This is a genomic window from Trichlorobacter ammonificans (genome assembly GCF_933509905.1).
GTDB classification, from domain to species: domain Bacteria; phylum Desulfobacterota; class Desulfuromonadia; order Geobacterales; family Pseudopelobacteraceae; genus Trichlorobacter; species Trichlorobacter ammonificans.
This window is the reverse complement of record NZ_OW150024.1, coordinates 1,454,789-1,477,598: the sequence shown is the minus strand read 5'-3', so window position 1 is coordinate 1,477,598 and position 22,810 is coordinate 1,454,789. Positions and strand designations below refer to the sequence as shown.

Genomic DNA, 22,810 nt, shown 5'->3' with positions numbered 1-22,810 from the left:
ACACTTTGCCACAGCGTGGCACACCCCGCACACTTCTTCACCTCCCCAAAAACTTCCGTCGATCCAGGCTATGACCGTATCGATATCGTTCTGTCAAGATTGGCATACGGATTGAAAACTCCTGAGCATTAAACTCACGGCAAGGGGGAAAAGTGCATATGGCGGACCCTGGTGTGCTGGAAGCGACTCAATACTTGTCGTTCATGTTGGATCAAGAGGTCTTTGCGGTGGATGTTGCCAGGGTGCGGGAAATTCTCGAATACAAGGGAACCACCCGCATACCGCAGACCCCCGCCTACCTGCGGGGCGTGATCAACCTGCGGGGCAGTGTGGTGCCGGTCGTTGATCTGCGCTTGCTGTTCGGAATGCCGGCCGTGGAGCATACCATCAACACCTGTGTCATCGTGCTGGAGATCAACGTTGAGGGAGACACCGTCGTAGCCGGCGCGCTGGCCGACTCGGTCCGGGAAGTGCTGGAGCTGGAGGCGACCGAGGTTGAGGCGGCACCGCGCCTGGGATCGCGCCTGAACACCGACTTCATCAAGGGGATGGGCAAACGGAACGAGCAATTCCTGATGCTGCTGGATATTGATCGGGTCTTCGGGGACGAAACCATCGGCGTCATCCGGCAAACCGGCGGCACTGCGGCAGAAGCTGACGAAACCGCCTGACACGCTTTTACAGACCATACTCATCGTGGAGGTATTTTTATGCAGTGGTTCTACAATCTTACCCTGAAGGCAAAACTGCTCACCGGTTTCATGCTGGTTGCCATTGTTGCCGGCATTATCGGCGGCGTCGGCATTTACGATATCAACAAGATCGAAAAAGCGGACAAAACACTCTATGAAAAAGTTACCGTTCCCTTGGGCAACATCAGTGAGGTCGCAACCGCGTTTCAACGCTTGCGCGTAAATGCCCGCGACATCATTACCGCCACCAGCGCTGAAGATAACAAGCGATTTCAGGGGCGCATCAAAGAGCTGCGTGAAACCATTGACAAAGAGGCAGCGGAGTTTGAAAAGACTATTTTAACGGACGAAGGCCGGAAACTGTTTGAAGAATTCAAGCGGGCCAAAGCTGCCTATGGCCCCTTACTTGACAAGGTCGTGGCGCTGGCCATGGAAAACAAAAATACTGAGGCCCTGGCGCTCCTGCATGGTGAAGCGGGCAAAGCCTCCCGTGACGAGCAGAATGCCATTGAAAAGCTGGTTGAGTCGAAACTAAAGCAAGGGAGACTGGTTGCAGCTGAAAACGCAGCAACCGCCAAGCAGGCCACCACACTTATGGCCATCTGTCTGACTATCGGGGTGGTGCTTTCTATCGGTCTCGGCTTCTTCATAGCTGCCATCGTCGGCAAGCAGCTTGGCGGCGATCCCAAAGAGGTGGGGGAAATCGCCAACCTGGTGGGTCGTGGCGACCTGTCCCGCGAGATCAGCCTGCAAAGCGGCGATACCACCAGCGTGATGGCCTCCATGGCCAACATGGTGGAGGCGATCAAGGCCCTGACCAGGGATGCCGGCATGTTATCCGACGCTGCCATTGCGGGCAAGCTTGCCACCCGTGCCGATGCCTCCCAGCACCAGGGTGATTTCCAGAAGATCGTGGTGGGTGTCAACGACACCCTGGACGCGGTGATTGGTCCCCTGAACGTGGCTGCCGAGTACGTGGACCGCATTTCCAAGGGCGACATTCCGCCGAGGATCACCGACAGCTACAACGGCGACTTCAACGAAATCAAGAACAACCTCAACCAGTGTATTGACGCCGTCAACGCCCTGGTTGCCGATGCCAACCTGCTCTCCCAGGCGGCGGTTGAGGGCAAACTTGCCACCCGTGCCGATGCCACCAAGCACCAGGGGGATTTCCGCAGGATCGTGTCCGGGGTCAACGACACCCTGGATGCGGTGATTGGTCCCTTGAACGTGGCTGCCGAGTACGTGGACCGCATTTCCAAGGGTGACATTCCGCCGAGGATCACCGACAGCTACAACGGCGACTTCAACGAGATCAAGAACAACCTCAACCAGTGTATTGACGCCGTCAACGCCCTGGTTGCCGATGCCAACCTGCTCTCCCAGGCGGCGGTTGAGGGCAAACTTGCCACCCGTGCCGATGCCACCAAGCACCAGGGGGATTTCCGCAGGATCGTATCCGGGGTCAACGACACCCTGGATGCCGTCATCGGCCCCCTGAATGTGGCTGCAGACTATGTTGACAAGATATCAAAAGGCGATATTCCCGCCAAAATCAGCGACAGCTACAACGGTGACTTCAACACCATCAAGAACAACCTGAACACCTGCATTGATGCGGTGAACAGCCTGGTATCCGACGCCAACCTGCTCTCCAAGGCAGCAGTTGACGGCAAACTTGCCACCCGTGCCGATGCTTCCAAGCACCAGGGGGATTTCCGCAAGATCGTCCAGGGTGTCAACGACACCCTGGATGCGGTGATTGGTCCCTTGAACGTGGCTGCCGAGTACGTGGAGCGCATCTCCAAGGGTGACATGCCCAAAGTCATTACGGACAGCTACAACGGCGACTTCAACGCCATCAAGAACAACCTGAACGTGCTGATCGAAGCCACCAACTCCATCACTGCCAACGCCAAGCTGGTTGCCCAGGGCAACCTGATGGTTGAGCTGAAGAAGCGCAGCGAGCAGGATGAGCTGATGGAATCGTTGCAGAACATGGTGGACAAGTTGAAAGAGGTGGTGCGTGAAGTCCAGGCTGCTGCCGACGACGTTGCCACCGGCGGGAAGGAGCTGGCGGCAACCGCCCAGTCCCTATCCCAGGGAGCAACCGAGCAGGCGGCAAGCGCCGAAGAGGTCTCAAGCTCCATGGAGGAGATGTCCTCCAGCATCAAGCAGAACGCCGACAACGCCTCCCAGACCGAGAAGATCTCCAACAAGTCCGCTGCCGATGCCCGCGAGGGCGGCAAGGCGGTTCAGGAGACGGTGGCTGCCATGAAGGAGATTGCCACCAAGATCAGCATCATTGAAGAGATTGCCCGCCAGACCAACCTTCTGGCCTTGAACGCCGCCATTGAGGCGGCGAGAGCCGGCGAGCACGGCAAGGGATTTGCGGTGGTTGCCAGCGAAGTGAGAAAGCTTGCGGAAAGAAGCCAGACCGCAGCCGGCGAGATATCCGAACTGTCGGGCAGAAGCGTTCAGGTTGCCGAGGCTGCCGGTCAGATGCTGACCGCCATCTTGCCGGACATCCAGCGTACTGCCGAACTGGTGCAGGAGATCAGCGCCTCCAGCAAGGAGCAGGATGCCGGTGCCGACCAGATCAACAAGGCGATCCAGCAACTGGATCAGGTGATCCAGCAGAATGCCTCGGCAGCGGAAGAGATGGCTTCCACCACGGAAGAGCTGACCAGCCAGGCCGAGCAGTTGAAGGCCACCATCTCCTTCTTCCAGTTGGACACTCACGGCATGCAGCGTGCCCTTCCCCACCGGTCGGCACCTGCGGTATCGAAACGGTCGCTGCCGCCGGCACACACCGCGGCCAAACCCTCCAAAACAGGAGGCGGCGTGCAGATCGACCTGGGAAGCACAGCAAAAGACCACCTGGATGACGAATTCGAAAAATTCTGACATCATAAATTCTGACATCACTCATATGCCGTACACGTTCGAAGCATGACATCACGACGCACCGGGTGTCATGCTTCGGAACTTTTCATGACTACCACAGAAGGAGAAACACGCACCAATGAAGACGTATCGTGACTTGGGGATTTTCGGAAAGATCATGGGGCTTTCGCTCATAACCTGGCTGGGACTGGTGCTGGTCGCCTACGTGCTGCTGGTACCGTACATACGTGAGTTGGTCATGGTTGAAAAGAAATACGCCACCGCCAACCTGGTTCAGCAGGCAACCAGTATGCTGGCCGCCTTCCAAAAGCAGGTGGATGACGGGACACTGACACTTGCAGAAGCCCAGAAAACCGCTCTTGAGCAGATCAGTACCATCCGCTACGAAGATGGTGGCAACTATCTCTGGATCAACGATCTTACTCCGAAAATGGTTATGCACCCCCTCAAGCCCGAACTGAACGGAACAGACCTTTCCACCAGCAAGGATCCCAACGGTACGGCCCTATTCGTTGAAATGGTCAACGTCTGCCGGGAGAAGGGAAAAGGATATGTCGGTTATGCGTGGCCAAAGGCTGGAAATGAACAACCAGTACCGAAGCTGTCCTATGTGGAGTTGTTCCGTCCCTGGGGGTGGATCGTCGGCACAGGTATCTACATTGACGATGTCAATGCCGCCATGCAGAAAATTCGTATCCGCATCGGCGGTGCTCTGGTGTTTATCCTGCTGGTATCGTTTCTGCTGGCTACCGTGGTAGCGCGCTCGGTAACCGGTCCGGTGCGTGAGGTAGTCGATTCGATCCGGGATATCGCCCAGGGTGAAGGAGATTTGACCAGAAAACTGCCGGTCCACGGCAAAAATGAAATAGGCGAACTCAGCGAATGGTTCAATGTCTTCATCACCAAGTTGCACGGCGTCATAGCTCAGGTTTCCGCTTCAGCCCTGCAACTCGCCTCGGCCTCAACCCAGTTGCAGGCAACTTCACGTCAAATGATGGACAGTATCAACACTCTCTCCTCACAATCCACCAACCTGGCAACGGCTGGTGAGGAAATGGCCGCAACCAGTAACGATATTGCGGGCAACTGCCACCTTGCGGCCGATGGCGCCCAACAAGCGGCGGATACCACCCGGCAGGGGTTCGAGGTCGTGACCCATACGGTCGGCGGTATCCGCGAACGGGGTGAGGAAACCAGAAAAAACGCCCTCATGGTTGCCTCCCTGGGGGAACGCTCGGATCAGATCGGCGCCATCGTCGCCACCATTGAAGACATTGCCGATCAGACGAACCTGTTGGCTCTGAATGCCGCTATCGAAGCGGCCCGCGCCGGTGAGCAGGGCAGAGGGTTCGCCGTTGTTGCCGATGAGGTGCGGGCACTGGCCGAGCGGACCACCAGAGCCACCAAGGAAATCAGCGACATGATCCGCAGTATCCAGCAGGAAACGGGACGTGCGATCAGGTCCATGGAAGAAGGCGTCAAGGGGACCGAGCAGGGGGCGGCCGAAGCAGCTCAACTGGAGACGTCACTGCAGGCCATCCTCTCCCAGGTACAGATGGTCAGCGAACAAATCAGCCAGATCGCCACCGCAGCCGAAGAGCAAACCGGCACTACCCGCGAAATCAGCCGAAACGTGCTGAACTTGAGTGACTTGGCACACCAGAACAGCCAGGGGATCAGCGAAACGGCCCTGGCGGCGGACAACGTCTCCCGCCAGGCTGAAGAGCTGCAACGGCTGGTGGGGCAGTTCAAATTGTAGTCATTGGTGCGCTGTTATGCACGCTTCACAGTTTTCAGCTCGTAAAAAGGTGAACGAAACCATGCCCCAGAACGATGCGACAGCCGCGACACGTATCATGGTGGTGGATGACGAGCCCGCGGTACTGAAAATGCTGACGACATTCCTTGAGTCCTGCGGCTACCGGGTCACGGCCTGCGTCTCTCCCATGGAAGCGTTTGAGTTTTTGAGCCAGGAACATGACACGATTGACCTGGTCATTACCGACATCCGTATGCCGGAAATGGATGGCATACGGCTTTTAACCGGTATTCGCCATCTTTCTCTCAATCTGCCGGTTCTGCTGATGACCGGTTACGCCGATTTCGAACAGGTTGTCGAAGGGCTCAGGAACCATGCATTCGACATTCTGCTGAAACCAATTGATCTCCCGCAACTCCAGTGGAGTATCACCAAGGCGCTCGGGTATCTGAAACACCAACGTCTGGAGCGGCAGTATCAGCTGCAGCTTGAGGAGCGGGTTATCGGTCTGAACCGTCTCGTACAGGAGCAGTTCGAGGAGTTGCAGCGCATCAGAACTCTTACCGGGACACCATGAGCATGCCCAGGAGGCCGTGATGACTCCTTCCCCCCTTCAACGGCAACCGGAGCGGCACACGCTGCTGCTCCGGATCAAACACCTCGAAGAGGCACTGCAACGCGAAAAAGTGCGGGCCGAAACGATCATGCGTCTCCAGGCGGACGAGCTTCGCAAAACCCGCGATTATTACCTGACCCTGCTGGAAAATTTTCCCGCCCTGATCTGGCGGGCGAACAATGCCGCACACTGTGACTACTTCAACACCACCTGGCTCACCTTCACCGGTCGGACACTTCGCCAAGAGCTTGATAACGGCTGGATAGAAGGGGTGCATCCCGACGACGTTCAGCGTTGCCAGGACACCTATCTGGCCGCCTTTACCCGCCGTCAGCCGTTTGTGATGGAATATCGCCTGCGTCGTCACGATGGCGAGTACCGGACTATCCGGGATCACGGTGCACCGCTCTTTTCCCCGGATGGTGCCTTCTCCGGTTACCTGGGCTCCTGTTACGATATCCACGACCAGAAAATGCTGGAAGAACGGCTCCGGCATTCCCAGAAAATGGAGTCCATCGGTATCCTGGCCGGCGGCGTGGCCCATGACTTCAACAACATTCTCAGTATCATCCTGGGATACGGCGGCATGCTGCTGCTGCAGACCCCCCCCGCGACCCCCGCCCATGAGCAGTTGACGGCCGTCGTCGATGCCGCGCTGCGCGCCTCGAAACTTACCGGCAAGCTGCTGGCTTTCAGTCGACAAAAGGAGACGGCCCCGGAACGGGTCTGCCTTGGCGATCAAGTGGAAGGCTTCGACGCTTTTCTCCACCAATTGGCCGGTAAGCAGGTCACCATACGCTTCGACCTGCAGGACCGGCCGCTGGCAGTGAATCTTGGCCGGGGAGTCATCGAACAGATTCTGATCAATCTCACGGTCAATGCCCGCGATGCAATGCCGGAAGGGGGAGAACTGACCATCAGCACCGACCGGGTGGTGCTCGACGAGCTGACGGCCGCATCACTGGGGCTGACTCCCGCCATTCCCTACGCACGACTGCGTGTGGTTGACACCGGCTGCGGTATTACCCCCGATATTCTGCCCAAAGTGTTTGACCCCTTTTTTACCACCAAGGGGGTGGGCAAAGGCAGTGGACTGGGACTCTCCCTGGTCTACGGTGTTGTCAGGCAGCATGGCGGGACTGTCACCATCGCTTCCCGGGTGCAGGAGGGAACAACGGTCACCATTCATCTGCCGCTGGCGGGCAACGATCCCGCAGAGGGTTCCTCAGCTCAACCTTCCTGTCCGCTCAATCCTGGTGACAATGCCGGAATCTGTTGCTAGTATCCAATCCCATCTAACTGTCACGAGGAGATCATGGCCATGAAACTGTTGTCCCTGTTTGCCTGCCTGCTGCTCATGTCGACCGTCACCGTGCAGGCGGCCGGCACCCCTCCCCTGCCCAAAGGGTATCTGAACTGGCAGAAATCGGTCCGCAAGGTTGATAACGACAAAAAGTCCCTCTTTTATGGCATCCATTACATCTATGCCGACGCCAAAGCCATGAAGGGCTACCGGGCCGGCAATAAATTTCCGGAGGGAAGCCGGATCGTTATAGAACACTTTACTATTAAGGACACACCGACCGGCCCTGTTGAAGGATCAAAGAACATGGTGGTGTTGATGCAGAAGAACGCACGGTACAAATCCACCGGCGGCTGGCTGTATGCCGGCTACACCGCCCACGGCAAACCGAGTGGCCTCGATCCGGTGAAAAACTGCTTTGAATGCCACCTGAAGGATGCTGCCGCCCGGGACTACGTTTTCTCAGGAATTGCAGATTTTAAGTAGATTGACACCCGATTAAAAGACCTTATACTGCCCGTACCGCAGTTGCCACGCTGGACAGCCGAGGAGGAGCAGCCGTGAGATGCCTGATTGTCGAAGATGATTTCATATCCCGTAAGATCCTGCGGGAACTGCTTGCCCCCCATTTCGATATCGAGATCGCTGTCGACGGACAGGAAGGAGTCACTGCCTTCAAGCTGGCGCACGATGCCAAGGCTCCCTACGATCTGATCTGCATGGATATCATGATGCCCCGCATGAACGGCAGCGAAGCACTCAGGGCCATTCGGGAGATGGAACGGGAGCTGGGGGTTCCTCCCAACCTGGAAGTTAAGGTGATCATGACCACGGCACTTGACGACCCGAAAACGGTCTTCGACGCCTACTACAATGTCGGTGCCACCGCCTACATCGTCAAACCGATCGGCAAGGCGAAACTGATGCGCGAGCTGCGCACCCTCGGACTCGTAGAGTAACTACGTACAGGACCCCCACCATGGCCCAGACAACCTGTCAACAATTGTATGAGTGGCATACTCGACTTGAGCCGCCCCTGCACGTCCTGAAACGGTTCGCCGGCGAAACCGAGGACCAGTTTCTCCAGCTCGGCGAACGGTTGCAGAACTTTGCTCTCCGTTCCGGCAGTATCTCCTCTGCAGCCAACGACTTGGTTGAATTGGTTTCCGGTGACGAGAGCCGCCAACTGACCGCCCAACTCCACCAGCTCTTTGCCGATATGCAGGCCTACCTGGAACGGGTTCGTGCCCAGGGGGAGGCCAGCAGCCATATCCTCGAACAGGTGTTGTCGCAGCTCGACACCGTGGTGCAGCCGCTGGAGGGATTCCAGAAAATGGACAAGGCACTGCGGATGCTCTCCATCTCTACCAAGATCGAATCGGCACGGATCGGCGAACTGGGCGCCGGTTTCACCACCCTGGCGCTGGATGTCGAAAAGCTGTCCCACGCTGTCAACGAAAAATCAGCCGGTATCATGGCGCAGCGCCAGTTTCTGGAAAACCTGATTCAGGACAACCTGGACAAGGTCCGCTCCGCCGGCGCCGTGCAGCACGCCGATGCCACCCGCATTCTCTCCGACATCGGTTCCGGCATTGATACCGTACTCTCGCTGAATCAGACCTGCACCCAGGTCGGCAGCCGCGCCCGTGAAGTTGCCGCGGAAGTTGCCGCCGAAATTGCCTCCGTGGTTTCCTCCATGCAGTTCCATGATATTACCCGCCAGCAGATTGAGCATGTCATTGAAGCCCTGGAAAAACTGCGGCAACACACCTGCGCCAAGCCGGACGAGTTGAACAATGATGCCTGCACCTCCCTGGTATCTGAAACCGGCGATGTCTGCGAACTGCAGGCGGCCCAGACCCACCATGCCGCTGACCAGCTCGCCAGGGCGACCCTGGCGATCCTGGAGAGCATCCGCAGCATCGGTGCGCAGCAAAGTCAGGTCAGCCAGGAGCTGCAAATGGCACTGATGGGGGATTCCGGTTCCGGCGACACCACGCTGCTTGCCGCCATGCAGCGCAACATGCGGGACGTGATCACCATCCTCAACCGGTGCGCCGCCGCCGACCAGCAGCTTGCGTCAGCCATGGCGGAAGTGGCCACCACCACGGCCCAGATTTCAGGCTTTGTCAGTGATATCGAGGCAGTCGGCTCGGAAATCAACCTGATCGCGCTCAACGCCCAGATCAAGGCCGCCCATACGGGGCCGGAGGGGGCGGCACTGGGGGTGCTGGCTGAAGCAATCAAGCGCCTGTCGCTTGACGCTGTGATTCAAACCGAAGAGGTTTCGGCAACCCTCAGGGAGATCAACGCCATTACCGTGGATATCCGGCAGGAGAGTGAAGCGGAGCAGCACTCCCTCGGCCAGGTCGCCATCATGGAGCATGAAGCGGAGCAGATCATCAGTCGTCTGGGCAGGATTACCGCCACCCTTCACGACCGCCTGGCTTCCCTTACCTCCACCGCAACCGGGCTGTCGGAGGAGATCGAGACCCTCACCGCCGGAGTGCATGTCCACGAAGAGGCCACTCGCTTGGCCCACGAAGCGGAGACCGTTTTGGAGCAGATTTACCGCGAAGCGCGCAGGCTGGTGCCGGCCAGTGCGGAGTTCAGCTCCAACCTGCGGCATATGGAACAGCGCTACACCATGGAAAGTGAACGCCTGATCCACGAGATGATGGCCGCACGTCACGGAGCCGTGGTCAAACTGCACGGCTCACAGTCCCAGGGCGCCGGAAGCTCCGGCTTCGGGGACAATGTCGATTTATTCTGAAGGCAGCGGGGCCCACCATGTCCGACCTTACCGTTTCTCATACGTTCGGCAATGACGGTCAGATACTCGTCACCATTGGCGGCAGGCTGGCCATCGATACCGTGGCCGGTTTCCGTGCCTTTCTCACGGAACAGCTCCCTCAGGCCGCCACGGTAAAACTGGACGCCGCTTCTCTTGAGGAAATAGACCTGTGCGGCATCCAACTGATCTGCTCAGCCTGTCACACCGCCCTCTGTGCAGGAAAAATGTTCGCGTTCTCCGGCGGAATACCCGCGTGCGTACAAACAACGATCAGCAGCCTGGGCCTGCAGGGCTACGACGTCTGTAAATACAATAGTGACATCACCTGTATCTGGTGTAGAGGAGTAAACTGATATGGCAAAAGTGATCATGACGGCCGATGACTCGGCCAGCGTACGGCAGATGGTGAGCTTTACCCTGAAGCAGAACGGCTATGACGTGATTGAGGCGGTGGACGGCAAGGATGCCCTGACCAAGCTGAACGGCCAGAAGGTGGACATGCTGATCACCGACCTGAACATGCCCAACCTTGACGGTATCGGCCTGATCAAGGGCGTCCGCGCCAGTGCCCTGAACAAATTCATCCCGATCGTCATGCTGACGACCGAATCCCAGGAGTCGCGCAAGCAGGAAGGCAAGGCTGCCGGCGCCACCGGCTGGATCGTCAAACCGTTCAAGCCGGAGCAGTTAATCGCGGTTGTGAAGAAAGTTCTCGGTTAAGAGGCCGGACCAGCGCAGATTTGCTCCCGGTCCCCGGACCTTCGGGGTTCATGTATGTCATCACCTCAGGAACAACATATCGCCGCCTACCGCGAAGAGGCTACGGAACTGCTGGCCGAGCTGGAAAACTCCCTTCTTGAGCTGGAGGAACAGCCAGAGGACAGCGATCTGATCAACCGGGTCTTCCGGGCCATGCATACCATCAAGGGCTCAGGGGCAATGTTCGGTTTCGACGACATCGCCCGCTTTACGCACGAGGTGGAAACCGTCTTCGACCAGGTGCGCAACGGAAAGATGCGGGTTACCAGAACCCTGCTTGACCTGACCCTGCAGTCGCGGGACCAGATTTCCGTCATGCTGGCGGCTTCCGCCGGCGGCCCGCCCGCCGATGAAAACCGGGGACGGCAGATCATCACCGGCCTGCAGGCGCTGCTGCCGGAGGAAGAAAAACGACCAATCCTTGCCGAAACGGGGCCTGGTTCCGCAACGACCGACGAACCGCTGTGCTACCGTACCTTCCGCATTCGCTTCAAGCCTGAACCCGATGTGCTGCTGCGGGGAACCAATCCGTCGGCACTGCTCAACGAACTGCGCGATCTTGGGCACTGCGACATCATTGCCCAGTTGGATAGCATCCCGCTGCTGCATGAGTTGACTCCCGAACATTGCTACATGTACTGGGACATCATTCTTACCACCACCAGCGGACTGGAAGCGGTCAAGGATGTCTTCATCTTCGTCGAGGACGATTGCGAACTGAAGATAGACCTGATCAACGACACCTGTTCCCTGGCGGCCAGCTCCGAGAACTACAAGAAGCTGGGCGACATTCTGGTGGAACGGGGTGACCTTTCGCCGGTGGAGATGCAGAAAATCCTCTCCATGCAGAAACGGTTCGGCGAAATACTGGTTGAGCAGGGCATCGTTCCGGCGTCAAAGGTCGAGTCGGCACTGAAGGAGCAAGAGCAGGTCCGGCAGGTCCGACAGGAAAAAGCGGTCGCCTCCCCTACCGCCGACACCGCGCTTTCGGTCCGGGTACCGGCGGAACGCCTGGACCACCTGGTAAATCTGGTGGGCGAGCTGGTCACGGTACAGGCCCATCTCTCGCAAACCGCTGAAACACGCAACGACGGTGACCTGATTGCCATTGCCGAAGAGGTGGAACGGCTGATTGCCGAACTGCGCGACACCACCCTGACCATGCGGATGTTGCCGATCGGCTCCACCTTCAGCAAGTTCAAGCGGCTGGTCAGGGATCTTTCCGCGGAACTGGGCAAGGAGATTGACCTTGAAACCAGTGGCGCCGAGACCGAACTGGACAAGACGGTCATTGAAAAGTTGAACGATCCACTGGTGCACCTGATCCGTAACAGTATCGATCACGGCATCGAGATGCCGGAAGAACGCAAGGCTGCCGGCAAGTCACCGAAGGGGATCGTGCATCTGGGAGCCGAACATTCCGGCGACAGCGTGCTGGTTACCATCCGCGATGACGGTGCCGGCCTGAACAAGGAACGTATCCGGGCAAAAGCGGTCGAACGCGGTCTGATTACCGCCGCCACCGAGTTGCCGGACAGGGAAATTTATAACCTGATCTTTGCGCCCGGCTTTTCCACGGCACAGAAAGTTACCAGCGTTTCCGGACGCGGTGTCGGCATGGATGTGGTCAAGAAGGCCATAGAAGCCCTCAGGGGTACTATTGATATCAACAGTGAGCCCGGCAAAGGCTCTGTCATTACCCTCAAGATTCCGCTGACCCTGGCTATCATTGAAACCCTGCTGGTCCGGGTGGACGACAGCTTCTTCGTGTTGCCGCTTTCCATGGTCGAGGAGTGCGTCGAACTGAGCAGAGCCGATGTTGAAGCGGCTCACGGCAGACATCTGGCCAACGTGCGGGGGGCACTTATCCCGTATATCCCCCTGCGCGAGCAGTTCTGCATCACCGAACATCAGCCGGACATCGAGCAGATCGTCATTCTGTCGGTCGGCAACAGCCGGGTCGGTTTCGTGGTGGACGACGTGGTGGGCGAACATCAGACCGTCATCAAATCCCTGGGCAAGCTGTACCGCGACGTGCAGGGCATCTCCGGCGCCACCATCCTGGGCGACGGTACCGTTGCCCTGATCCTTGACCCGGGCGTGCTGGTACGTGCCGCCGAGCTCTCCAAAGCATGACCACACTCATGACCGCAACCATACTGCAGCCAGCCGGAGGAGAGTACATTGCAGCATCCGCTACGGCGGGTGTCTCGTTTTCTTCTCCCCCCTTCCCTGCCTGACGCGCAATGGCATTCACTTTTTTCTTTCGCGATCTGCCGGTTCTTGAATACGCTGTTGAGGCTACCTTGAAGCTGGCCCTGGGGCGGCTGCGCATCAAGGTATGGGATGCCGGCTGCGCGCTGGGACAGGAACCCTATACCCTGGCGATCCTGTTTGCGGAACGGATGGGAGAAATGGGATTCAACACCCTGTACCTGGATGCCACGGACTATGACCGGGAAAACAACTTCGGTGACATCGTTACTGCTGGAGAATACAAAACCGAAGAATTACAGCGCATTCCCTCTGAAATATTCACCAAATACTTTGAAGAATCAGCCAAAAGACCCGGATATCACAAGGTTATTGACAGAATCCGCAACAGGGTCTTTTTCAAATACAACGATCTGCTGGAGCTCCAGCCGGTTGGTTCCGACTACTCCCTCATCGTGTGCAAAAACGTCCTCTTGCACTTTTCGTATGAGCAGCGTATTGAAGTGCTGAAAATGTATCACCGCAGTCTTGCACCAGGTGGCTATTTTGCGACCGAAAACACCCAGAAGATTCCAGCGGAGATCAGCCGACTTTTCGAGCAGGTAACGCCGGATGCACAACTGTTCAGAAAATCAGATGCTTGAGGTGGTGAGGCGCCATGAGCGAACCGTCTGCAGAACCGCAGAAAACGATTGTACTCCAGGCAAAACGCCAGGGGTACACCGTTTCCTTTGAAATCACCCCCAACCGGCTTGAATGCTGGTGCAGTTATGCCCCCTCCGGTCTTGGGGGGGCTCCTCTGACCGAAACCGATCTGACCGGTTTCCTGCGGCAGTACAAAATTCTCGAAGGAATTCAGCAGGAGAGCCTGCAGCGACTCCTGCATGCAGCCGCCACCGGCACCGCAGTTTCCAACCTGCTGCTGGCCGTGGGAACACCGATGGTGGTTGGAAGAAACGGTTTCATCAACTTGGCCGTACAACCTCCCGCACCGGAGGAGGGCGACGCCGGGAACAATGATAATCAGGTTGACTTTCGCCAGGTCCAGGTGTTTCTCAACGTCGATCCGGGAGACCTGATTGGAACCATCATGGCGCCCGAGCCGGGCACTCCCGGCATGACCATCCATGGTGAAACCATCCCGCCGCAGGCCGGCGTCCCCCTGTCCGTAAAGATCGGCCAGAATGTCCGCCTGGATGACGACGGAGTCTCGCTGTTCGCCACCGCCACCGGGCGGATCTATTGCAAGGAAGCCGATATATCGGTGGAAGAACTCTATACCGTCTCCGGCGATGTCGACTTTAAGGTTGGCAACATCCAGTTCAAGGGGTTCGTGGAAATCAAGGGTGACGTACTGGACGGTTTTTCGGTGCAGGCCGACAAGGGAATCAGGATTCATGGTAACGTCGGTGCCTGTACCATCAAATCCCAGGGTGACATCTCCGTGTGCGGCATGAACGGCCAGGGACGGGGTACCATTGTCTGCGGTGGTAATCTGAATGCCAACTTCCTGTACGATACCGCCATCGAATGTGACGGCACGGTCACTGCCGAAGTCGAAATCCGTAACTGTACCATCAACTGCCTGGGCGCCATCAAAGTCGCCAAGGGAGGACTGGCCGGCGGCGAGAGCGTTGCCCTTGGCGGTATTGAGACCGCAGTGCTCGGTACGGTTACATCGCTCAAGACACGGGTCATTGCCGGCGCTCATCATCGTGACCTTTTTGAAATCAACCAGTTGTTCAATGACCTGAAGCAGTTGATCGAGCAGTTCAGCTCTTCGCCGGCAGCCCTGAAGAACCCCATGGATTTCAGTGTCCGCAAACTGGCCATCACCAAACAGATTCAGGAGATACGCTCGCGGGTCTACGAAAATTGTAACCCGAAGGTGAACGTCAGGAAGCACCTCTACGAGGGAGTCACCATTGTCCTGGGTACCCTCAGTGAACAGGTGAAGGAGGAGCGGGACGGCCCCCTTACCATCATAGAAAACACCCTTGAAGGCGGCTTTCGCTACCTGGGCATGACCGGCCTCGAATTCAGGGCCGCCGATATCGAGCAGTCGTTCGTACTGCAGGCACAACGGGAGAACGCCGCCTGAGAGCCCCGTTCTTCCTCCGCGCACCCTCATCAGGACTGGAGTAGCAATGAAAGCACTGGTAGTTGACGATCAGGAGATAAACCGGGAGATACTGCAAGTAATGCTTGAAGAGTTCGCCGTAGTGTCAACCGCGGCTTCGGGAAAGGAAGCCATTGCCGCTGTAACGGCGGCCATCGACGGGGGCAGCCCCTTTGATCTGATCTGTATGGATATCAGCATGCCCTCCATGAGCGGTCACGAAGCCATGCAGCGGATACGCTCTCTTGAGGCGGAAAAGCAGGCAGTTCGCGCAACCGCATTCATGGTAACCGCAAGCAGCGACCCTGATGACATGGTTTCGGCGTTGATTCAGGGCGAGTGCGACGACTATCTTCCCAAGCCGGTCATGCGCCGGACCTTTGTCGAACTGCTGCAAAAACACCATCTGATTTGACCGCAGTTCACCATTCAATATGTTCTGCCGTTCGTCTTGCAGGTGTGCTGAGCAGCGATATACTTGCTGTTCAACAGATCGTTTGAGACGTTACCGACCACGGGGCGCCAGTATCATGCGGGTATTTCAACTGACAAGAAACCCGAAGGTTTACACCTGTCGCTCGTACCTCCTGCTGGGGGACTGGAATCAACTGGACGATGTAAATACCCTGATTGATCCCGGGACCGACGATTTTACCTTCTCTGAAATAGACCGGATCTCCACCGGTTGCGGCAAGGTGCCGGTGGAACAGGTTCTGCTGACGCACAACCATTTTGACCATGCCGCCTCGGCCGACCTCTTCCGGCAGCGCTATGGTGCGCGGGTTTACGCCTGGGTTGATGGTCCCGGCGTGGACCACCTGCTGCACGAGGGACAGATTCTCCGGGCCGGTGACGATTATCTTGAGGTAATCCACACCCCGGGCCATTCCTCAGACTCTATAGCGTTCTACTGTCAGGCAGAGAAACTGCTCTTTTCCGGTGACACCCAACTGCGTATCCGCAGCAGTGGCGGCAAATACACCCAGGACTACGTTCAGTCGCTACTGAAGCTTTCACAACGGCACATCGACCTGGTCTACCCCGGGCATGACGAACCGTTTACCCATGATGTACAGTCCATTATTCTTGAAACCCTGAAAAACGTAAGAAACAGCAACGTGGTATAACGACTGCATACTACCAACGAAGGAGGTAGCGGAACATGCTCAAGAACATGAAGATCGGCTCCCGGTTAGGGTTCGGCTTCGGCGTCATCATGGTACTGCTGGTTGTTGTCGGTGGATTTTCCGTTATGGAAATCAACGACATGAACGGCAATATCAACAGGATGGCAAATGAAATGTTTCCCAAAACCGTGGCTGCCAACGATGTCATTGATCAGGTAAACGTTGCTGCCCGCGCTCTGCGCAACATGGCATTGGTCAAATCTCCCCAGGATATGGAAAAGGAGTATGCCCGGATACCGGAAGCCAGAAAAATAATTGATGAGAAACTGAAATATCTCAACAGCACTATCACCAGCGAAAAAGGCAAGGGACTGCTTAAAGCGCTAAATGATGTCATTCCGGGCTATCGAAAATCAACGGAAGACTACCTTAAGCTGCTACGAGCCGGTAAGTCAGAGGAAGCCCTAGCAATACTCATGGGCGATCTCCGTAAATCCCAGAATGCCTATATTGCTGCCGTTAACGACATTATTCACTACCAGACCGAACTGATGAACCAAGCCGGCACAACTGCTGCTGCCGATGCATCCAAGGCAAAGACCATTGTCATCAGCCTGCTGGTGGTGGCCCTGGCCCTGGGCGTGCTCTTGGGGGTGATGATCACCCGTTCCATCACCCGTCCGGTCAATGCCTGCGTTGATGCGGCCAACAAGATTGCCCAGGGTGACACCAACGTGACCCTGGACACCACCAGCAACGACGAGACCGGTGTTCTGCAGCAGGCGATGCAGAAGATGGTGGATGCGGTGAACGCCCTGATCAAGGATGCCGGCATGCTGTCCGACGCTGCCATTGCGGGCAAGCTTGCCACCCGTGCCGATGCCTCCCAGCACCAGGGTGATTTCCAGAAGATCGTGGTGGGTGTCAACGACACCCTGGACGCGGTGATTGGTCCCCTGAACGTGGCTGCCGAGTACGTGGACCGCATTTCCAAGGGCGACATTCCGCCGAGGATCACCGACAGCTACAACGGCGACTTCAACGAAATCAAGAACAACCTCAACCAGTGTATTGACGCCGTCAACGCCCTGGTTGCCGATGCCAACCTGCTCTCCCAGGCGGCGGTTGAGGGCAAACTTGCCACCCGTGCCGATGCCACCAAGCACCAGGGGGATTTCCGCAGGATCGTGTCCGGGGTCAACGACACCCTGGATGCGGTGATTGGTCCCTTGAACGTGGCTGCCGAGTACGTGGACCGCATTTCCAAGGGTGACATTCCGCCGAGGATCACCGACAGCTACAACGGCGACTTCAACGAGATCAAGAACAACCTCAACCAGTGTATTGACGCCGTCAACGCCCTGGTTGCCGATGCCAACCTGCTCTCCCAGGCGGCGGTTGAGGGCAAACTTGCCACCCGTGCCGATGCCACCAAGCACCAGGGGGATTTCCGCAGGATCGTATCCGGGGTCAACGACACCCTGGATGCCGTCATCGGCCCCCTGAATGTGGCTGCAGACTATGTTGACAAGATATCAAAAGGCGATATTCCCGCCAAAATCAGCGACAGCTACAACGGTGACTTCAACACCATCAAGAACAACCTGAACACCTGCATTGATGCGGTGAACAGCCTGGTATCCGACGCCAACCTGCTCTCCAAGGCAGCAGTTGACGGCAAACTTGCCACCCGTGCCGATGCTTCCAAGCACCAGGGGGATTTCCGCAAGATCGTCCAGGGTGTCAACGACACCCTGGATGCGGTGATTGGTCCCTTGAACGTGGCTGCCGAGTACGTGGAGCGCATCTCCAAGGGTGACATGCCCAAAGTCATTACGGACAGCTACAACGGCGACTTCAACGCCATCAAGAACAACCTGAACGTGCTGATCGAAGCCACCAACTCCATCACTGCCAACGCCAAGCTGGTTGCCCAGGGCAACCTGATGGTTGAGCTGAAGAAGCGCAGCGAGCAGGATGAGCTGATGGAATCGTTGCAGAACATGGTGGACAAGTTGAAAGAGGTGGTGCGTGAAGTCCAGGCTGCTGCCGACGGCGTTGCCACCGGCGGTCAGGAGCTGGCGGCAACCGCCCAGTCCCTCTCCCAGGGAGCAACCGAGCAGGCGGCAAGCGCCGAAGAGGTCTCAAGCTCCATGGAGGAGATGTCCTCCAGCATCAAGCAGAACGCCGACAACGCCTCCCAGACCGAGAAGATCTCCAACAAGTCCGCTGCCGATGCCCGCGAGGGCGGCAAGGCGGTTCAGGAGACGGTGGCTGCCATGAAGGAGATTGCCACCAAGATCAGCATCATTGAAGAGATTGCCCGCCAGACCAACCTTCTGGCCTTGAACGCCGCCATTGAGGCGGCGAGAGCCGGCGAGCACGGCAAGGGATTTGCGGTGGTTGCCAGCGAAGTGAGAAAGCTTGCGGAAAGAAGCCAGACCGCAGCCGGCGAGATATCCGAACTGTCGGGCAGAAGCGTTCAGGTTGCCGAGGCTGCCGGTCAGATGCTGACCGCCATCTTGCCGGACATCCAGCGTACTGCCGAACTGGTGCAGGAGATCAGCGCCTCCAGCAAGGAGCAGGATGCCGGTGCCGACCAGATCAACAAGGCGATCCAGCAACTGGATCAGGTGATCCAGCAGAACGCCTCGGCAGCGGAAGAGATGGCCTCCACCACGGAAGAGCTGACCAGCCAGGCCGAGCAGTTGAAGGCCACCATCTCCTTCTTCCAGTTGGACACTCACGGCATGCAGCGTGCCCTTCCCCACCGGTCGGCACCTGCGGTATCGAAACGGTCGCTGCCGCCGACACACACCGCGGCCAAACCCTCCAAAACAGGAGGCGGCGTGCAGATCGACCTGGGAAGCACAGCAAAAGACCACCTGGATGACGAATTCGAAAAATTCTGACACACTGCCCAGATGGTGCCCCAGGGACCGGAACGTTCTCCGGTCCCTGAACCGTGATCCTTGATTCAGGAGGCGATATGGCTGTCGCAACAATAACGGAAACCGTGCAGTACCTGACCTTCAAGCTGGCGGATGAGATATTTGCCCTTGATGTGGCAAAGGTACGTGAAATTCTTGAATACACCTCCATCACCAAGGTACCCCAGACCCCGGAATTCATGCGGGGGGTGATCAACCTGCGGGGCAGCGTGGTGCCGGTGGTTGACCTGCGCCTGAAGTTCGGCATGGAGTCAACGGAGCAGACCGTCAACACCTGCATCATTGTGGTGGAAGTCACCCTTGAAGGAGATACCACCGTACTGGGGGCCCTGGCTGACTCTGTCCAGGAGGTGGTGGAGATGGAGCCGGACCAGATCGAGCCGGCTCCCCATATCGGCACCCGCCTGAACACCGACTTCATCAAGGGGATGGGCAAGCATGACGACAATTTCATCATGATCCTGGATATTGACCGGGTTTTCTCGGAACAGGAGATGGCGGCAGTAACCGAGGCCGGTGGTTCAGAGCAGGCATAGCTTACGAAGAAGCAGTGAACGAAAGCCCCATTCCTGAGCGGGAATGGGGCTTTTTTCTGTCAGGACAAGGCGATGATTACCTGATTGACCTTTGGCGCTCTTCTGGTAATCTTCGGGCATTCGAATATGCTTGCAAAGGGGAAACCTCCATGCTGAAAAATTTGAAAATCGGCTCACGGCTGAGTGCTGGCTTCGGCGTCTTGCTGGTGCTGGTCATTCTTACAGGAGCATTGGGCGCCAACACTCTTTACACTGTCTTGCAGCAATTCAAACGGTCCGACACGATCGCCCATCTGACCGCCGATACCATCCAAAAGGAAGTGGACCACCTGACCTGGGCCAACAATGTGACCGGCGCACTGGCATCGGGCAAGGCTGACAATCTAACTGCCCAGCCCGATCCGCACAAGTGTGCCTTTGGCAAGTGGTATTACGGGGAAGAGAGGAAACGTGCCGAAACCATGGTTCCCGGTATTTCCACTCCATTGCAAGCGATCGAAGCGCCTCACAAAACCCTCCATGAATCGGCAGTCACCATCAAGTCTGCCTTAGCACGGGGCGATCTGGGCCAAGCAGCCCATATCTACACCACGGTGTCGGCGCCAAGCCTGGCAAAGGTGCGGGAGCAGTTGAGCGCGATCAAGGATGTTTTGAACAAGGCCAACGAACAGACCAGCAAGGAGGTACAGGCATCCGGTACGCGGGCAAATTACCTTATCGTGACCATCAGCATACTTGCGGTTGTCATCGGCAGTATCGTGATGCGTTCCATCACCCGTTCCATCACCCGTCCGGTCAATGCCTGCGTTGATGCGGCCAACAAGATTGCCCAGGGTGACACCAACGTGACCCTGGACACCACCAGCAACGACGAGACCGGTGTTCTGCAGCAGGCGATGCAGAAGATGGTGGATGCGGTGAACGCCCTGATCAAGGATGCCGGCATGCTGTCCGACGCTGCCATTGCGGGCAAGCTTGCCACCCGTGCCGATGCCTCCCAGCACCAGGGTGATTTCCAGAAGATCGTGGTGGGTGTCAACGACACCCTGGACGCGGTGATTGGTCCCCTGAACGTGGCTGCCGAGTACGTGGACCGCATTTCCAAGGGCGACATTCCGCCGAGGATCACCGACAGCTACAACGGCGACTTCAACGAAATCAAGAACAACCTCAACCAGTGTATTGACGCCGTCAACGCCCTGGTTGCCGATGCCAACCTGCTCTCCCAGGCGGCGGTTGAGGGCAAACTTGCCACCCGTGCCGATGCCACCAAGCACCAGGGGGATTTCCGCAGGATCGTGTCCGGGGTCAACGACACCCTGGATGCGGTGATTGGTCCCTTGAACGTGGCTGCCGAGTACGTGGACCGCATTTCCAAGGGTGACATTCCGCCGAGGATCACCGACAGCTACAACGGCGACTTAAACGAGATCAAGAACAACCTCAACCAGTGTATTGACGCCGTCAACGCCCTGGTTGCCGATGCCAACCTGCTCTCCCAGGCGGCGGTTGAGGGCAAACTTGCCACCCGTGCCGATGCCACCAAGCACCAGGGGGATTTCCGCAGGATCGTATCCGGGGTCAACGACACCCTGGATGCCGTCATCGGCCCCCTGAATGTGGCTGCAGACTATGTTGACAAGATATCAAAAGGCGATATTCCCGCCAAAATCAGCGACAGCTACAACGGTGACTTCAACACCATCAAGAACAACCTGAACACCTGCATTGATGCGGTGAACAGCCTGGTATCCGACGCCAACCTGCTCTCCAAGGCAGCAGTTGACGGCAAACTTGCCACCCGTGCCGATGCTTCCAAGCACCAGGGGGATTTCCGCAAGATCGTCCAGGGTGTCAACGACACCCTGGATGCGGTGATTGGTCCCTTGAACGTGGCTGCCGAGTACGTGGAGCGCATCTCCAAGGGTGACATGCCCAAAGTCATTACGGACAGCTACAACGGCGACTTCAACGCCATCAAGAACAACCTGAACGTGCTGATCGAAGCCACCAACTCCATCACTGCCAACGCCAAGCTGGTTGCCCAGGGCAACCTGATGGTTGAGCTGAAGAAGCGCAGCGAGCAGGATGAGCTGATGGAATCGTTGCAGAACATGGTGGACAAGTTGAAAGAGGTGGTGCGTGAAGTCCAGGCTGCTGCCGACGGCGTTGCCACCGGCGGTCAGGAGCTGGCGGCAACCGCCCAGTCCCTCTCCCAGGGAGCAACCGAGCAGGCGGCAAGCGCCGAAGAGGTCTCAAGCTCCATGGAGGAGATGTCCTCCAGCATCAAGCAGAACGCCGACAACGCCTCCCAGACCGAGAAGATCTCCAACAAGTCCGCTGCCGATGCCCGCGAGGGCGGCAAGGCGGTTCAGGAGACGGTGGCTGCCATGAAGGAGATTGCCACCAAGATCAGCATCATTGAAGAGATTGCCCGCCAGACCAACCTTCTGGCCTTGAACGCCGCCATTGAGGCGGCGAGAGCCGGCGAGCACGGCAAGGGATTTGCGGTGGTTGCCAGCGAAGTGAGAAAGCTTGCGGAAAGAAGCCAGACCGCAGCCGGCGAGATATCCGAACTGTCGGGCAGAAGCGTTCAGGTTGCCGAGGCTGCCGGTCAGATGCTGACCGCCATCTTGCCGGACATCCAGCGTACTGCCGAACTGGTGCAGGAGATCAGCGCCTCCAGCAAGGAGCAGGATGCCGGTGCCGACCAGATCAACAAGGCGATCCAGCAACTGGATCAGGTGATCCAGCAGAACGCCTCGGCAGCGGAAGAGATGGCCTCCACCACGGAAGAGCTGACCAGCCAGGCCGAGCAGTTGAAGGCCACCATCTCCTTCTTCCAGTTGGACACTCACGGCATGCAGCGTGCCCTTCCCCACCGGTCGGCACCTGCGGTATCGAAACGGTCGCTGCCGCCGACACACACCGCGGCCAAACCCTCCAAAACAGGAGGCGGCGTGCAGATCGACCTGGGAAGCACAGCAAAAGACCACCTGGATGACGAATTCGAAAAATTCTGAGCCTCAG

General features: G+C 57.5%; 18 protein-coding genes. All 18 read left to right on the top strand.

The features are described 5' to 3' along the window. The first annotated feature begins 158 nt into the window (after nt 1-158). Nucleotides 159-671, top strand: coding sequence for a chemotaxis protein CheW (locus RAK07_RS06770; protein ID WP_305732074.1), 513 nt, complete (start codon nt 159-161; stop codon nt 669-671). 39 nt (nt 672-710) lie between these two features. Further along, on the top strand, nt 711-3,602 hold the full coding sequence (locus RAK07_RS06765; protein WP_305732073.1) for an MCP four helix bundle domain-containing protein: 2,892 nt from the start codon (nt 711-713) through the stop codon (nt 3,600-3,602). Nucleotides 3,603-3,720: 118 nt separating this feature from the next. After that, nucleotides 3,721-5,361, top strand: coding sequence for a methyl-accepting chemotaxis protein (locus tag RAK07_RS06760; protein WP_305732072.1), 1,641 nt, complete (start codon nt 3,721-3,723; stop codon nt 5,359-5,361). A gap of 61 nt (nt 5,362-5,422) precedes the next feature. Next, on the top strand, nt 5,423-5,938 hold the full coding sequence (locus tag RAK07_RS06755) for a response regulator (protein ID WP_305732071.1): 516 nt from the start codon (nt 5,423-5,425) through the stop codon (nt 5,936-5,938). A 19-nt stretch (nt 5,939-5,957) separates the two neighbouring features. Then, nucleotides 5,958-7,259, top strand: coding sequence for a two-component system sensor histidine kinase NtrB (locus RAK07_RS06750; protein ID WP_305732070.1), 1,302 nt, complete (start codon nt 5,958-5,960; stop codon nt 7,257-7,259). Between the two features lie 39 nt (nt 7,260-7,298). Then, nucleotides 7,299-7,766 carry a cytochrome P460 family protein gene (locus RAK07_RS06745; RefSeq protein ID WP_305732069.1) on the top strand — a complete coding sequence of 156 codons (468 nt, stop codon included), beginning with the start codon at nt 7,299-7,301 and terminating at the stop codon, nt 7,764-7,766. Nucleotides 7,767-7,840: 74 nt separating this feature from the next. Next, nucleotides 7,841-8,239, top strand: a complete 399-nt coding sequence (locus RAK07_RS06740; protein WP_305732068.1) for a response regulator — start codon at nt 7,841-7,843, stop codon at nt 8,237-8,239. 20 nt (nt 8,240-8,259) lie between these two features. Continuing rightward, entirely contained in the window at nt 8,260-10,053 is a 1,794-nt protein-coding gene (locus tag RAK07_RS06735; protein WP_305732067.1) for a methyl-accepting chemotaxis protein, read from the top strand. 17 nt (nt 10,054-10,070) lie between these two features. Then, the gene (locus RAK07_RS06730) at nt 10,071-10,427 is read left to right on the top strand and encodes an STAS domain-containing protein (RefSeq protein ID WP_305732066.1); all 357 of its coding nucleotides are present in this window, start codon (nt 10,071-10,073) and stop codon (nt 10,425-10,427) included. Between the two features lies 1 nt (nt 10,428). Then, the gene (locus tag RAK07_RS06725; protein ID WP_305732065.1) at nt 10,429-10,794 is read left to right on the top strand and encodes a response regulator; all 366 of its coding nucleotides are present in this window, start codon (nt 10,429-10,431) and stop codon (nt 10,792-10,794) included. A 54-nt stretch (nt 10,795-10,848) separates the two neighbouring features. Then, the gene (locus RAK07_RS06720) at nt 10,849-12,969 is read left to right on the top strand and encodes a chemotaxis protein CheA (protein ID WP_305732064.1); all 2,121 of its coding nucleotides are present in this window, start codon (nt 10,849-10,851) and stop codon (nt 12,967-12,969) included. A 110-nt stretch (nt 12,970-13,079) separates the two neighbouring features. Continuing rightward, entirely contained in the window at nt 13,080-13,691 is a 612-nt protein-coding gene (locus tag RAK07_RS06715; protein WP_305732063.1) for a CheR family methyltransferase, read from the top strand. Nucleotides 13,692-13,705: 14 nt separating this feature from the next. Next, nucleotides 13,706-15,148, top strand: a complete 1,443-nt coding sequence (locus RAK07_RS06710; protein WP_305732062.1) for a flagellar assembly protein A — start codon at nt 13,706-13,708, stop codon at nt 15,146-15,148. Between the two features lie 46 nt (nt 15,149-15,194). Beyond that, a complete protein-coding gene (locus RAK07_RS06705; protein WP_305732061.1) occupies nt 15,195-15,581 on the top strand; it encodes a response regulator in 387 nt (128 codons plus the stop codon). A 115-nt stretch (nt 15,582-15,696) separates the two neighbouring features. Beyond that, nucleotides 15,697-16,293 carry an MBL fold metallo-hydrolase gene (locus tag RAK07_RS06700; RefSeq protein WP_305732060.1) on the top strand — a complete coding sequence of 199 codons (597 nt, stop codon included), beginning with the start codon at nt 15,697-15,699 and terminating at the stop codon, nt 16,291-16,293. A gap of 35 nt (nt 16,294-16,328) precedes the next feature. Next, nucleotides 16,329-19,205: a methyl-accepting chemotaxis protein gene (locus RAK07_RS06695; protein WP_305732059.1), complete on the top strand. Its 2,877-nt coding sequence runs from the start codon at nt 16,329-16,331 to the stop codon at nt 19,203-19,205. A 77-nt stretch (nt 19,206-19,282) separates the two neighbouring features. Continuing rightward, entirely contained in the window at nt 19,283-19,780 is a 498-nt protein-coding gene (locus RAK07_RS06690) for a chemotaxis protein CheW (RefSeq protein ID WP_305732058.1), read from the top strand. A gap of 149 nt (nt 19,781-19,929) precedes the next feature. Next, a complete protein-coding gene (locus tag RAK07_RS06685; protein ID WP_305732057.1) occupies nt 19,930-22,803 on the top strand; it encodes a methyl-accepting chemotaxis protein in 2,874 nt (957 codons plus the stop codon). Nucleotides 22,804-22,810 lie beyond the last annotated feature (7 nt).